This window comes from Frigoribacterium sp. AC759 (genome assembly GCF_979256015.1).
Map to the genome: position 1 here is coordinate 1 of NZ_CEEDMT010000009.1, position 13,374 is coordinate 13,374.

General features: G+C 74.1%; 11 protein-coding genes and 1 pseudogene. 5 read left to right on the forward strand and 7 right to left on the reverse strand.

The window, feature by feature from the left end; genetic code table 11:
- The 3 genes and pseudogenes from ACZ6JE_RS08735 to ACZ6JE_RS08745 all read left to right on the forward strand — a co-directional run.
- A pseudogene (locus ACZ6JE_RS08735) lies at positions 1 to 287 on the forward strand (hypothetical protein); the annotation flags it as partial.
- Positions 284 to 1,369, forward strand: a complete 1,086-nt coding sequence (locus ACZ6JE_RS08740) for a glycosyltransferase family 4 protein (RefSeq protein ID WP_464318711.1) — start codon at positions 284 to 286, stop codon at positions 1,367 to 1,369. The pseudogene ACZ6JE_RS08735 and the gene ACZ6JE_RS08740, both read left to right, overlap by 4 nt.
- Positions 1,366 to 2,820 carry a tyrosine-protein kinase domain-containing protein gene (locus ACZ6JE_RS08745; RefSeq protein ID WP_464318712.1) on the forward strand — a complete coding sequence of 485 codons (1,455 nt, stop codon included), beginning with the start codon at positions 1,366 to 1,368 and terminating at the stop codon, positions 2,818 to 2,820. The genes ACZ6JE_RS08740 and ACZ6JE_RS08745 overlap by 4 nt, the downstream gene beginning before the upstream one ends.
- Positions 2,821 to 3,056: 236 nt before the next feature.
- Here the strand turns inward: ACZ6JE_RS08745 and ACZ6JE_RS08750 are convergent, their stop codons facing one another.
- The 6 genes from ACZ6JE_RS08750 to ACZ6JE_RS08775 form a co-directional block, all read right to left on the reverse strand.
- Positions 3,057 to 4,235 carry a glycosyltransferase gene (locus ACZ6JE_RS08750; protein ID WP_464318713.1) on the reverse strand — a complete coding sequence of 393 codons (1,179 nt, stop codon included), beginning with the start codon at positions 4,233 to 4,235 and terminating at the stop codon, positions 3,057 to 3,059.
- Positions 4,232 to 5,512: a hypothetical protein gene (locus ACZ6JE_RS08755; protein ID WP_464318714.1), complete on the reverse strand. Its 1,281-nt coding sequence runs from the start codon at positions 5,510 to 5,512 to the stop codon at positions 4,232 to 4,234. Before ACZ6JE_RS08755 ends, ACZ6JE_RS08750 begins: the two co-directional genes overlap by 4 nt.
- Positions 5,509 to 6,741 (reverse strand): hypothetical protein, encoded by a 1,233-nt coding sequence (locus ACZ6JE_RS08760; RefSeq protein ID WP_464318715.1) that lies wholly within the window; start codon positions 6,739 to 6,741, stop codon positions 5,509 to 5,511. The genes ACZ6JE_RS08755 and ACZ6JE_RS08760 overlap by 4 nt, the downstream gene beginning before the upstream one ends.
- Complete coding sequence (locus tag ACZ6JE_RS08765) at positions 6,738 to 7,877, reverse strand: glycosyltransferase (protein ID WP_464318716.1); 1,140 nt, start codon at positions 7,875 to 7,877, stop codon at positions 6,738 to 6,740. The genes ACZ6JE_RS08760 and ACZ6JE_RS08765 overlap by 4 nt, the downstream gene beginning before the upstream one ends.
- 8 nt (positions 7,878 to 7,885) lie before the next feature.
- The gene (locus ACZ6JE_RS08770) at positions 7,886 to 9,142 is read right to left on the reverse strand and encodes a nucleotide sugar dehydrogenase (protein WP_192061562.1); all 1,257 of its coding nucleotides are present in this window, start codon (positions 9,140 to 9,142) and stop codon (positions 7,886 to 7,888) included.
- 91 nt (positions 9,143 to 9,233) lie between these two features.
- Positions 9,234 to 9,641, reverse strand: coding sequence for a DUF3151 domain-containing protein (locus ACZ6JE_RS08775; protein ID WP_192061563.1), 408 nt, complete (start codon positions 9,639 to 9,641; stop codon positions 9,234 to 9,236).
- Between the two features lie 100 nt (positions 9,642 to 9,741).
- On the opposite strand from ACZ6JE_RS08775, the gene ACZ6JE_RS08780 reads away from it, so the two are divergent.
- Entirely contained in the window at positions 9,742 to 11,817 is a 2,076-nt protein-coding gene (locus ACZ6JE_RS08780; RefSeq protein ID WP_464318717.1) for a glycosyltransferase, read from the forward strand.
- Here the strand turns inward: ACZ6JE_RS08780 and ACZ6JE_RS08785 are convergent.
- On the reverse strand, positions 11,783 to 12,436 hold the full coding sequence (locus ACZ6JE_RS08785) for a TrmH family RNA methyltransferase (protein WP_192061565.1): 654 nt from the start codon (positions 12,434 to 12,436) through the stop codon (positions 11,783 to 11,785). The two genes, ACZ6JE_RS08780 and ACZ6JE_RS08785, sit on opposite strands and share 35 nt — an antisense overlap.
- A gap of 110 nt (positions 12,437 to 12,546) precedes the next feature.
- Between ACZ6JE_RS08785 and ACZ6JE_RS08790 the strand changes: the two genes are divergently transcribed.
- Positions 12,547 to 13,359 carry an HAD-IIA family hydrolase gene (locus ACZ6JE_RS08790; RefSeq protein ID WP_192061566.1) on the forward strand — a complete coding sequence of 271 codons (813 nt, stop codon included), beginning with the start codon at positions 12,547 to 12,549 and terminating at the stop codon, positions 13,357 to 13,359.
- The last annotated feature ends 15 nt before the right edge of the window (positions 13,360 to 13,374 follow it).

Genomic DNA, 13,374 nt, shown 5'->3' on the forward strand with positions numbered 1-13,374 from the left:
GCGGCGGGGGCGAGGTGGGGGGCGACATCATCAAGACCTACGAGTACCGGGCGGCCGGACTGCCCGTGCTGACGACCCCGGTCGACGGCTGCGATCGCCGCGGCCTCGACGAGGTCGCCGTCCTCCCCATCGATCGGCACGCCGAACGGATCGGCGACTGGCATCGGTCGGGCCCCCGCGTCGCCCGCCGCCCGGCCACCATCCCCCGCGAGGCGACCTGGCGGCTCAAGGCCGAGACCGTCCTCGGCGCCCTCGCCCCGGCGACGGTCGCGCGGAACCCCCGATGAGGGTGGCTCTCGTCGCCGCCCCGCTGATGGCCCGGAGCGGGGTGCACCGCTCGGCCCACGACCTCGTCGCGGCCGCCCGGGCGCGGGGTCTCCCCTGGACCGCCCTCCTCGGCATGCGACCCGACGCGGCCGGGGCGCCGATCGACGCCCCGGGGGTCACCGAGACCATGCTCGTGCGCCACGGCGTCGACGTGCTCCGCGAGGTGCATCGCGCCGTGCACGCCGACCCCGACGTCCGACGGGCCGACGTCGTGGTGTCGCTGGTGCCGCAGAGCGACATGGTGGTCGCGGCGTCGCGCGCCCTGCGCCACGCACCGCGGGTCGCCTGGGTGCGGGGTCTGCCCTGGCCCGCGGCGGGCGAGCAGCGTGGTCTCCGTCGACGGCTGCTCACCGCCCTCGAGTCCAGGGCGCTCCGCACCCTCGACGACGTCTGGGCGACCTCCCCGCTGCTCGCCGGCCAGGTGTCGAGGGCGCGGGTGCCCGCGATCGTGCCCGCCGGCGTACCCGGTCTCCCCCGCACGAGCCACGGCGATCAGGAGGGGCCGCTCGTCTGGGCGGGTCGGCTCTCGGTCGAGAAAGGGCCCGGCGAGTACCTCGATCTCGTGCGCCGCGTCGGGGGTCCGGCGCGCCTCCACGGCTCCGGTCCGCTGGAAGACGGACTCCGCCGTCGACGGATCCCCGGTCTCGACTGGGTCGGCTGGCTGCCGGCCGAACGACTCTGGCGCGACGCCGGCATCGCCGTGACGTCCTCGTACCGCGACGCCTTCGGCCGCAGTCCGGTCGAGGCCGCGTCGGCCGGCGTGCCCGTGCTGCTCAGCGACGGGACGGGCGCGGCACCGGCCCTGTACGTCGATCCCGAGCTCCGGCGGCGATTCGTGCTGCCCCTCGGCGACCACGACGCGTGGGACTCCGCCGTCCGCGACCTCCGCGGCGACGCCGATCTGCGGCGCCGAGTCTCGGACCACGTGCACGCGAACGCCTCCGAGCTGACCATCGAGCGATCCCTCGACCACGCGCTGCAGCGGCTGCGCGCACTGGCACCGCACCTCCACCCCACCACCGAACGGACGACAGGCTCATGACGCTTCTCGACCTCGTCGGCGCCCTGCGCCGGTCCGCCCTGCTCGTCGTCGCGATCACACTGGTCGGCGTCGCCGCCGGCGCGGCCGTCGTCGCGCTGACGACCCCGCTCTACACGTCGTCGACCCTCCTCTTCGTGTCGGTCCGTTCTGCGGCGGCCACGACGGCGGGCGAACTCGTCCAGGGCAACGCCGCCGCCCAGCAGAGGGTGCAGTCGTACGTCGGCGTCGCGACGAGCCCGCGGGTGCTGCAGCCCGTCGTCGACGAGCTCGACGACGGGACGACCCTCTCGTCGCTCGCCCCGCAGGTGTCCGCCGAGACCCCGGTGAACACCGTGAACATCCGCATCACGGTCGTCGACGCGGACCCGGCACGGGCCGCGAGTCTGGCCGGGGCGATCGCCGAGAGCTTCCGCACGGTCGTCGTCGACGAGCTCGAGACCCCCGCGCCCGGCGGCACGAGTCTCGTCGGGGTCGAGACGCTCGCTCCCCCGGTGGTCGCGACGGCGCCGTCCAGCCCCGACCTCGCCGTCGACGTGCTGCTGGGCGGCCTCGCCGGCCTGGCCGTCGGCGTCGCGGCCGCGGCGCTCCGAGCCCGTCTCGACACGCGGATCCGCAGTCGCGCCGACATCGAGGCGGTCACCGGCGGCACCCTCCTCGGGGCGCTCGGCTTCGACCGCGACGCCGAGCAGAGACCTCTGGTCGTCGCCGCCGACCCGCGCAGCCCGCATGCCGAGTCGTTCCGCTCGCTGCGGACGAGCGTGCAGTTCATCGGCCTCGACCGGACGGCGCGCTGCCTGGTCGTCACGTCCGCACTGCCCGCCGAGGGCAAGACGACGACCGTGGCGAACCTCGCGATCGCCCTCAGCGAGACCGGGTCGCGGGTGATCGTCGTCGACACCGACCTGCGCCTGCCTCGGCTCGCCGACGTGCTGGGCCTCGAGGGGGTCGTCGGGGTCTCCGACGTGCTACTCGGCAAGGCGAGTCTCGCCGACGCCGTCCAGCCGTGGGGGCGGGGCGGACTCGACGTGCTGCCGGCCGGGACGCTGCCGCCGAACCCGAGCGAGCTGCTGGGGAGCAACCGCATGGCCGATCTGCTCACCGAGCTCGCGCGGCACTACGACCACGTGCTGCTCGACGCCCCGCCGCTGCTGCCGGTCACCGATGCAGCCGTGTTGAGCCGCCTCGCCGACGGTGCGATCGTCGTGGCCGCGGCGGGCCGATCGACCCGAGGGCAGCTGACCGCCGCCCTCGAGATGCTGACGGCCCTCGACGCGACGTCGTTCGGCGTCGTCGCGACGATGCTTCCCGCGACCGGGCCGCAGGCGTACGGGTACGGGTACGGGTACGGGTACGGGTACGGGTCCGCCGGGCCGCAGGGGCGGAAGCGTGCCGCGGCCTCGGAGCCGCGCCCACCCCGCGCGACCGAGGAGCCCAGCCCCGCGCCGTCCTGAGCCCGGCCACACGCCCCGCCGCCTCCTCCACCTCGCCCCGTCTCCTCCACCTCGTGCGTGCAAATCGCGACCAAGTCGGCGTCTGAAGGCGGTTTCGGGGGCGATGAGGAGCGTTTCGGCACCGTTTTGTCGGGTTCGGCACGCCCAAGCCCACCGGCGCGGTCGGGTTCGGCCCGCCAGACGCCAGCGACACAGCCGTCCCCGCCCACTCAGCCGACGCAGCCGACTCAGCCGACTCAGCCGAGGAGGGCGCGCAGCTCGGTCTCGTAGGCGGCGCAGACGTCGCTCCACGCGTAGTGCCTCCGGGCCCGCCGCCGCCCCGCCTCGCCCAGCTCGGCCCGTCGCCCGGGGTCGTCGAGCAGATCCGTGACGGCGAGGGCGATCGCGCCGGGCTCGGGGGCGACGAAGACGCCGGCCGCGCCGAGCACCTCGCGGTTGTACACGGTGTCGCGGGCCACGACCGGGGCGCCGCAGATCATCGCCTGCACGAGTGCCGGGTTCGTGCCGCCGACGCTGTGCCCGTGGAAGTACACGCCCGCGTTCCGCCAGAGGGCGAAGAGACGGCGGTCGTCGCGGAGGTGCCCGAGGTGCACGATCTTCGGCGAGCGCGCCGCCAGCTCGGCCACGCGGTCGTCGAGCTCGCCGCCGTAGCCGCTCGACCCGACGATCACCACGGTGTGCCGGCGAGCGACGACCTCGGCCGCCGCGACGAACTCCGCGACCGTGTTCTCGGGGACGAAGCGGGCGACGAACAGCGCGTATCCGCCCGGCTCGAGGTGGGCGTCGGCGATCGACAGCTCGGCGGTGACGGGGTCGGGTTCGTCGGCTCCGTAGGGCACGAAGACCCCGTCGACCCCGAACTCGTCGAGCCAGCGGCGCTCGATCTCGCGGGCGTCGCAGACGATGCGGTCCGCCCAGCGCGCCGTCGCCACCGCCCCGCCGCGGAAGACCGCGCGAGCGACGCGACCCCACTTGGCGCGCTCCCACTCGATGCCGTCGACGTTGACGAGCGTCGGCACCCCGCGCCAGCGCAGCAGCGGCAGCCAGAAGCCGTTCGCGCAGTTCATCACCAAGGCGACGTCGGGGCGCCTCCGCACGGCATCGACGATCGCGGTCAACCCGTAGGTCAGCGTGCTGAGCGACCGGGTCTCGAGACCTCGGGTCTCGCGGCGCAGGATGCGCGGGTCGGCGCCATCGGCGCTCGTCGCCCCGGGTCGACCGTAGACGGTGACGTCCCACCCGGCGTCGGCGAGCGCGGGGGCGAGTCGGCGGACGGCCGTCTCGAACCCGCCGTAGTGGCTGGGGTAGCCGCGAGTCCCGATCACCGCGACTCGCGGGCGCCGCCCGGACGGGCCGAGGGGGCCGCCCGGGATCGCGGCGGCAGGACGACGGGACGGGTGGCGGGTGGGTGTCATGCGATGCTCTCCGGTCGGCGGGGGTCGGGCACGGTCGGTCGGCCCGCGAGCGCCGTCGCCCCGGCGGCGAGGACGGTCATGGAAGGCCAGAAGACGTAGTCGAAGGTCACGAGCATCCCGACGAAGACGGCGCAGAGGGCCCGGGCGAGGGGATCGCGCGTCGCGAGGGCGACGACGAGCACGGCGATCATCAGGGCGACGCCGATCACCCCCTGCGTGGCGAGGGTGGTGACGAGCTGGTTGTCGAGCACCCAGAACCCGTCTTGGGGGAACAGCCCCTCGTCGTAGAGCCGCTCGACCGTGCCCACGCCGCTGCCGAACAGGACCTCGGCGAACGGGCGACCGAGGAGGCGCGGCACCGATCGCAGGGTCCCGGCCCGGTTCTCGTACGAACCGGACGACAGGAACCGGTCGGACGCCACACCGAGCTCGTCGACGAACACGACGACGACGACCACGACCCCGAGGAGCGCCGCCGCGGCACGGACGACCCCGCGCCCCTCGGTGGCCGACACGATCAGCACCGCGACGGCGAGCACGGCGGCGAGCACGATGCTGCGACTGCCCGAGAGGAGCATCCCGGCGACGAGGGCCGAGCCGACGAGCACCCTGACCGGGCCGGGGACGCGGCGCCGCGCGGTGATCGTCACCACGAAGGCCACGCAGAGCACGACCCCGTAGGGGATGGGGTGCCCGAGCGTGCCCTGGACCCGCTCGAGCCCGCCGGGCAGGAGCGTGTTCACCAGCACGTACGCGTTCACGTCGCGGTGGCGCAGCCCCCAGGGCACCGGGTCGCCCGTGACGAACTCGACGACACCGAGCGCGACCTCGAGCAGGCCGAGCACGACGACGCCGACCCCGAGCACTCGGAGGTCGGTCTCCGTCACGCGCAGCAGGCACCACGCTGCGCCCACGGCGAGCAGGCCCACGCGCACCGTCAGACCGATGGCCTCGGGGTAGCCGACGGCGGTGGTCACGAGGGCGAGGCCGAACGACAGCCCCGTCAGCCCGACCACGATGCCGCCTCGCCGCCCCACGGGCGCCCCCGGCAGCACCGCGGCGACGGCCAGCAGCACGATCGCGCCGTGGACGGCCCCGGTGCGGACGCCCTCGGGGGCCGCCGACGACGCCGTGCCGACGAGCAGCCCGAGGGCGACCACGAGGAGGGCGCCCCGGCGTGCGGCGGAGGGCACGAGCAGAGCCCCCACCACCATGACGGCCAGGACGATCAGCCCCGCGGCGATGACACCCGGCCCGGTCGCCGGCATCCCGCTCACGCGACGGCCCCCGAGGAGGCGCGGTGCGCGCGGACGAGGAGGGGCACCACCACCGCCGCCTGCACCCCGATCGCCACGGCCTCGGCCGCCGCGAGACCCGCGAGGGCGCCGGTCGCACCGCCGACCGCTCCGCCCCACAGCACGCCCGTCACGCCGACCACGGCGGCGGCCGTCGCCGCGGTCGTCGTCGTGCGGACCGCGTCGAGCGTCACGAGGGCGAGCCCGAACGCCCTCGACTGGCAGGTCAGGGCGACGAGCAGCGCCGTCGCGACGACCGCCGACCCCTCGACCGTGACGGCACCCGTGAAGACGACCGCCACGACCGGCGGCATGGCCGTCAGCACCGTGACGGCCGACGCCGCGGCCAGGCCGGCGTTGAGGACGAGCGACGCGACCGTGCGGCGCGCGGCCACCGTCTCGTCGGGCGAGCCGACCCAGACCTGGAGTCGCTGGGGCACGACCGCGACGATGCCGAGCCCCGCGCGGGCCAGCCGGTCGACGGCGGCGAAGGCGGCCACGGAGCCGGGCGCGACTGCCTGCAGCAGCGCGGCCGGCAGGGTCTTGTACAGCGCGGTGACACCCCGCCCGGCGGTCACCACGAGCTGCCCGCGGACGATCGACGGCACGGCCAGCAGACGCTCGCGGGCCGGTGCGACCCGGACGCCCGCCGCCCGCGCGGTGGCGACCAGCGTGACCGTCACGGCGAGCAGCGAGGCGAGGCCGTACGCCTCGAGCGGCCCGCCGAAGGCGATGACCCCGGCAGCCGACAGGGCGAGGACGACCCGCGGCAGGGCCTCGCAGAGCAGCGTCAGCCCCGGTCGACCGAGACCCACGAAGAGCCAGGTCGGGCTGAGCGCACCACCGGCGACGCCGAGGGTCAGCAGCACCGCCGCCCCGCGGTGCTCGTCGACGAGCAGCGTCACGGTGACGACCGCGACGGGCGCGAGGACGGCGAGCGCGACGAGGCGAGAGGCGAGGGCGTCGTGGTGGATCTCGGCGTGCCTCTGCGGATCGCGCGCGACGCGCTGCGGGCCGACGACCACCCAGCCGAGCTCGGCGACCACGGCGACAGCGGCCCCGACGGACAGGGCGACGGCGCAGACCGCCCAGCCGTCGGCCCCGAAACGCGTCGTCACGGCCGGGACGACGGCGAACGGGGCGAGTGCGACGACGACGGGCGAGGCGCCGTAGAGCAGCAGGGTCGTCAGGTGCCCGACGAGGCGCCTCACCGTCCGACGCCCGGGACGCCCCGGTGCGCCCGCTCGCCGAGGTGCGCGCCGAAGTGGGCGTCGAGTCGAGCGAACCCGCGTGCGACGAGGGCCTCGAGCGCCGGTGCGATCGGTGCGGCTCGCTCGTCCGAAGCGATCGCCGAGGCTGCGACGGCGCCGGTGCCGCTCGGGCGCCCGCGCCTCTCGGCCACGTCGATCAACGCGGCGGCCAGGGAGGCGGCGTCGCCCGGCTCGGTCTGGACGAGCAGCGGCCCCACCACCGCCTGCAGCTCGTCGAGCGCCGCGCTGCGCTGCGTGACGACCGTCCGCCCGCAGGCGAGGCCCTGCCAGACCTTGTTGGCGACGACCGAGAGCGCCTTGGGCGAATCGCCGAAGACGCCGAGCACCACGTCGCTCCGCCCGATCAGGGCGGGGAGCTCGCTCTCGGCGACGGGGTCGACGAACCGGCAGGAGGCGCGGAGACCGTTCCGCTCGACGAGCCGGCGGATGCCGTCGCGGCGGGGTCCTCCCCCGACGAGCATCAGCTCGACCGGGCGTCGCCGCCGCACGAGGGCGAGCGCCTCGACGACCCTCTCGGTGCCGTGGAGGGGGATGTAGTTGCCGTAGTAGAGCACCCGGAGGACATCCGAGGGCGGGGGCGGCGGCAGATCACGGGCCCAGGCGGGGGCCCCGACGGGGAGGGCGACGACGGGCGTCGGCCCGGCCACGGGGCGGAGCGCCTCGGCGCGGGGCTCCGTGTCGATGAGGACCACGTCGGCGAGCCGGACGGCGAGCCGGTCGAGCAGTCGCAGCCGCAGCGCCCGTGCCGATCTCGGCGGGACGCCCCCCCAGTCGAGCACCGCCGTCTCGTGCAGCCCGATGAAGCGGTCGACCACGAGGCGGGCGCCCCGTGCTCTCGCCACCAGCCAGGCCCACGGCGCATGAGTCGTCCGCATCTCGGCCAGCACCACGACGTCGGCGTCACGGGAGCCCTGCCAGAGACCCCGGGCGTCGGCGAGCGCCCGGATGAGGCGCGAGCCGTGCCGCCGGCGGGCGACGACGGTGATCTGCGCACCGAATCGATCGGCCAGGTAGGCGCGGATGCGCGCGTTGCGGGGGTACGCGACGTCGTGGACGCCGTAGTAGAGGACTCTCACGGCCCGCCTCAGAGGGCGACGACGTGGTCGCCCGTCAGCACGTGGCGGGTGTCGAAGGTGGGCACGCCGTGCAGGAGCGACAGGTCGACGCCGTCGTGATCGGTGACGACGACGGCGGCGTCGACCTCGGCCACCACGTCGCGGACGAGATCGACCCGGCGGATGCCCGCGGGCCAGTAGCGCTCGTGCACGTGCGGGTCGACGGCGACGACCTCGGCGCCCTGCTGCAGCAGGGACTGGGCGATCTTCAGCGCCGGCGCCTCGCGCACATCGCCGGAGTTCTTCTTGTAGGCCAGACCCACGAGCAGCACGCGCGACCCGCGGACCGATCGAGAGCAGTCGTTGAGCATCGATTGGACCCGCTCGACGACGTGGTCGGGCATGTGCTCGTTGACGTCGTTCGCCAGATCGACGAACCGGAACGGCTGACCCAGCTGGCGACGCACCTGCCACGACAGGTAGCTCGGGTCGATCGGCAGGCAGTGCCCGCCGACGCCCGGGCCGGGGGTGAAGCGCATGAAGCCGAACGGCTTCGTGGAGGCCGCGTCGATGGCCTCCCACACGTCGACGCCGAGGCGGTGGGCGAACACGGCGAGCTCATTGACCAGCGCGACGTTGACGTGGCGGAAGGTGTTCTCGAGGAGCTTCGTCAGCTCGGCTTCGCGGGTGCCCGAGACCGGGACCGTGCGGAGGACGAGGTCGTCGTAGAACCGCGTGACGGCCGCCAGCGAGGCGGCGTCGATGCCCGAGACCACCTTGGGGGTCTCGACGAAGCCCCACTTGCGATTGCCCGGGTCGATGCGCTCGGGGCTGTACCCGACGTGGAAGTCCCGCCCGGCGCGGAGCCCGGAGCCGTGCTCGAGGAGGGGCACCACGAGCTCCTCCGTCGTGCCCGGGTACGTCGTCGACTCGAGGATGACGGTGGCGCCGTGCCGCAGTCGCCCCGACAACGACCTCGAGGCGCTCTCGACGAACGAGAGATCGGGCAGCCCGTCTCGGAGCGGCGTCGGGACGGTGATGACCGCGACGTCGAAGGCCTCGCCGATCTCGTCGTAGTCGGCGGTGACCCGGTAGCGACCCGAGTCGGAGGCCGCCCGCAGGGCCTCGTCGGTGACGTCGTCGACGTACGACGAACCCGCCAGGAGACCGCCGATGCGATCCAGGTCGAGATCGACGCCGACCACCCGGTACCCGACCTCGACCGCCCGCATGGCCAAGGGCAACCCGACGTACCCCTGCCCGACGACCACGACTGTGCTGCTCATGTCAACGCCCCTCTCGACGCCCCCTCGTGGGGAGTCTGGGACGATCTAAGCACAGACGATATAGCAACCGAAGAATATTACATGGGGCTGTTCATGACTCGATGCCGTCGACGGCCGCCGGGTCGGCGTCGTGCAGGAAGGTCGCGAGGCGCTCGACCTCGGAGGTCTCGCCGATGGCCGCCGCGCCCCGACGCAGCGCGTAGAGGGAGCGGAGCACCCCGCGGTTGGGCTCGTGACTCCACGGGACGGGCCCCTGACCGCGCCAGCCGGCGCCGCGGAGGGCGTCGAGTCCGCGGTGGTAGCCGACCCGTGCGTAGGCGTAGGCCTCGAGATGGGCCCCTCGCGCCTCCGTCTCGTCCGACAGGAGAGCCCAGGCCAGCGACGACCGAGGATGCGCGGCCGCCACCTCGGCGCGGCTCATGGTCTCGAGGGCGGCCAGCACCTCGGGCTCGGCGGGCAGGAGCGTCTCGGGCACACCGAGGAGATTCTGAGAGGGCATGCGGATCAGGTTATCCGGCGACGGGGCTGATCGCCTGACCCTTCCGATCAGCAGTATTTCATGTAAAGTATCTCATGTTTGCTGATCCGACTGGAGAATGATGTCCGAGCCCCACGAGCCCCTCGTATCCGTCGTCATCCCCGCCATCGCCGTCGACGACCATCTGCTCCAAGCGGTCTCGTCGGCGCTCGGCCAGACGTGGTCGCGGCTCGAGGTCGTCGTGGTGCTCGACGGGGCGACGGGGGACGAGAGCGACCTGCCGGTCGACCCGCGCCTCCTCGTGGTCCGCCTCGAGCGACGGAGCGGGACGCCCGTCGCCCTGAACACGGGGATCGCCGCATCGCACGGCGAGTTCGTCGCCCGCCTCGACGCGGACGACCTGGCCGAGCCCCAGCGCATCGCGCGACAGATGTCGGCCTTCGCGTCGCGACCCGAGCTCGTGGCCCTCGGGTCGTCCGTCACGGTCGTCGACGCCGACGGGGCACCCCTCCGGCACCTCGTCGCCCCCACCGGGCCCGATCTCCGACGCTTGCTGCTCACGCGGAACGCCCTGACGCACTCGGCCACGACCTACCGCCGCTCGGCGTTCGACCGCGTCGGCGGCTACGACACGCGCTGCACGCGCATGCAGGACTACGACCTGTGGCTCCGCCTTGCGACCGTCGGCCCGATCGACAACGTGCCCGAGGCGCTCATCTCCTACCGCGTGCACGACGGGCAGCACAGTCGGCGGACTCCGCCGTGGGGCCCGGCGACCCGCAGCGTGCTCGCCGGCCGACGCCGACTGGCGGCCGCGCTCGGCTCGCCGCCGGCGGCCCAGCGGGCCCGCGACGCGGTGTGGATCGCCGCCCAGTTCGTGCGTCACGTGGGCCTCCGCCGCCCCCGGTACCTCCCCTCCCGGCTGACGCGGGGTCCGCGCCGGGGCGTGCTGCTCGTCACGACCGCCGACGGCAGCCTCGACGTGCTCTACGCGGGTCAGCTGCGGCGCTGGATCGCGCGAGGTGTCGGCCCGCTCGCGGTCGCCTCCGCCGACACGGGCCGTCTGGCGGCGGTCGGGCGCCGGGAGCGCGTGGCGACGCACGCGCTCCCCCTCGTCCGCGAGCCGGCTCCCGTCGACGACGTGAAGGCGCTCGGGGCGGCGACGAGGCTGCTGCTGCGTCTTCGCCCTGCCGTCGTGGTCTACGGGACTCCCAAGGCCTCGCTGGTCACGGCCCTGGCGGCGACGATCGCTCGGGTGCCCCGACGGGTCCACGTGCTGCACGGGCTGCGGCTCGAGACCCAGACGGGTCTCCCCCGTCGCATCAGCCTTCTCGCGGAGCGCCTCGTGGCCGTGCTGTCGACCGAGACGGTGGCGGTGAGCCGCCCCCTCGTCGACGTCTGCCGCGAGCTCGGCATCCCGACCGGCCGCACGACCGTGCTGGGCCACGGCTCGGTGGGCGGCGTCGACGTCGAGCGCTTCGAGGCGGCGGGTCGCGACCCCGAGCGGCGGCGCACCGTCCGGTCGGCGCACGGCCTCGACGACGACGACCTCGTCGTGGGCTTCGTCGGGCGGGCCTCCGTCGACAAGGGACTCGTCGAGCTCGTCTCGGCGGTCGACCGGCTCCGCCGGGAGGGCCTCGCCGCGCACCTCGTGATCGTGGGCCCCGACGAGGGCCTGGCCGACCTCCCGCCCGAGACCCGTCGGCTGCTCGGCCAGGAGGGGTTCGCCCTGCACGGTCCCGTCGACCACGCGTCCGAGGTGCTGGCCGCGTTCGACGCGTTCTGCCTCCCCTCGCACCGCGAGGGGCTGGGCTCGGTCGTGCTCGAGGCGAGCTGCGCCGGGGTGCCCGTCGTCGTGAGCGACGCCCCGGCCCTCGCCGAGGTCGTGAGAGACGGCGTCACCGGGCTCGTCGTCCCCCGACGGGACGACGTCGCGCTCGCGGACGCCCTCCGCGCCGTCCTGACCGATCGGCGAGTCGCCTCGGCCCTCGCCACGGCCGCCGCAGCCTCGGTGGCCGAGCGCTTCGATCACCGCGACGTCTGGGATCGGGCCGCCGAGCACCTCCTCGGGCACCTCAGCGCGGCGGGCGCTGCGGGCGCCGCAGACCCGGCGAGCGCTGCGGACCTCGCCAGCGCCGCGGACCTCGCGGGCGCAGCGGGCGTCAGAACCGGTGTCGACGCACCCACGCGTGCATGACCACGGCGGCCGCCGCCGACGCGTTGATGCTGCGGGTCGAGCCGAACTGCGAGATCTCGAGCACGGCGTCGGAGGCCGCGATGGCCTCGTCGCTGAGACCCGGGCCCTCCTGACCGAAGAGCAGCACGCAGCGCTCGGGCAGGTCGAACGTCTCGATGGGCACCGATCCCTCGACGTTGTCGACCGCCAGGACGGGCAGCCCGGCCTCCCGCGACCACGCCAGGAAGGACGCGACGTCGGGGTGGTGCAGCACGTGCTGGTAGCGGTCGGTGACCATCGCCCCGCGCTTGTTCCACCGCCGCCGACCGACGATGTGGACGGTGTCGGCGGCGAAGGCGTTCGCGCTCCGCACGATCGACCCGATGTTCATGTCGTGCTGCCAGTTCTCGATGGCCACGTGGAAGGGATGGCGGTGCTCGTCGAGATCGGCGACGATCGCCTCCATCGTCCAGTACCGGTACCGGTCGATCACGTTGCGGGAGTCGCCGTCGCGGAGCAGCTCGACGTCGTAGCGCTCGTCGACGGGCCAGTCGGACTCGCCGCCCGGCCAGGGCCCCACGCCGTGCAGGGGCTGCAGGGCATCGGCCGGCGTCGGGTCGGAGGCGTCGTCCTGGGGCATCAGGCCAGGGTACGGGTGTCCGCGTCGAGGAGGCGCGCCTCCTGAGCTCCTGGAACGTCGCGTCGTGATGGCGAGGGCGGGAGCCGGGGGCACCTCAGTAAGGTGGCCGCATGGCTACCCGCGACGAAGTCGAATGCTGGCTCACCGACATGGACGGCGTGCTCGTGCACGAGAACCATGCTCTGCCGGGGGCGGCCGCACTGATCCAGCAGTGGCAGGACGAGGGCACCCCGTACCTGGTGCTGACGAACAACTCGATCTTCACACCGCGCGACCTCGCGGCCCGGCTGCGGGCCTCGGGGCTCGACGTGCCCGAGGAGCGCATCTGGACGTCCGCGCTCGCGACCGCCGACTTCTGCCGCTCGCAGATGCCGAACGGCTCGGCGTTCGTGATCGGCGAGGCCGGCATGACCACGGCGATGCACGAGGCCGGGTTCATCATGACCGAGACCGCCCCCGACTACGTCGTCGTGGGTGAGACGCGCAACTACTCGTTCGACGCCATCACCAAGGCCGTGCGACTGATCCGCAGCGGCTCGCGCTTCATCGTGACGAACCCCGACGCGACCGGACCGAGCGCCGAGGGGGTGCTGCCCGCCACCGGGGCCATCGCGGCGATGATCCAGGCGGCGACGGGGAAGTCGCCGTACGTGGTCGGCAAGCCGAACCCGATGATGTTCCGGTCGGCCATGAACCGCATCGGCGCGCACAGCGAGAACACGGCGATGATCGGCGACCGGATGGACACCGACATCATGGCGGGCATCGAGGCCGGCCTGCACACCATCCTCGTGATGACCGGCATCAGCGACCAGGCCGAGATCGAGCGGTACCCCTTCAGGCCGAACGAGATCCTGACCGGAGTGCACGAGCTCGTGCGGGCCGAGCCGGTCGAATCCGACGTCGTCCCGTCGGAGTTCTGACCCTCTGCTCGGCCC

Bases quoted from the DNA above. Each gene is read 5' to 3' on its own strand.
- ACZ6JE_RS08740 (WP_464318711.1), top strand. From the start codon at position 284: ATGAGGGTGGCTCTCGTCGCCGCCCCGCTGATGGCCCGGAGCGGGGTG.
- ACZ6JE_RS08745 (WP_464318712.1), top strand. From the start codon at position 1,366: ATGACGCTTCTCGACCTCGTCGGCGCCCTGCGCCGGTCCGCCCTGCTC.
- ACZ6JE_RS08750 (WP_464318713.1), bottom strand. From the start codon at position 4,235: ATGACACCCACCCGCCACCCGTCCCGTCGTCCTGCCGCCGCGATCCCG.
- ACZ6JE_RS08770 (WP_192061562.1), bottom strand. From the start codon at position 9,142: ATGAGCAGCACAGTCGTGGTCGTCGGGCAGGGGTACGTCGGGTTGCCC.
- ACZ6JE_RS08775 (WP_192061563.1), bottom strand. From the start codon at position 9,641: ATGCCCTCTCAGAATCTCCTCGGTGTGCCCGAGACGCTCCTGCCCGCC.
- ACZ6JE_RS08780 (WP_464318717.1), top strand. From the start codon at position 9,742: ATGTCCGAGCCCCACGAGCCCCTCGTATCCGTCGTCATCCCCGCCATC.
- ACZ6JE_RS08785 (WP_192061565.1), bottom strand. From the start codon at position 12,436: ATGCCCCAGGACGACGCCTCCGACCCGACGCCGGCCGATGCCCTGCAG.
- ACZ6JE_RS08790 (WP_192061566.1), top strand. From the start codon at position 12,547: ATGGCTACCCGCGACGAAGTCGAATGCTGGCTCACCGACATGGACGGC.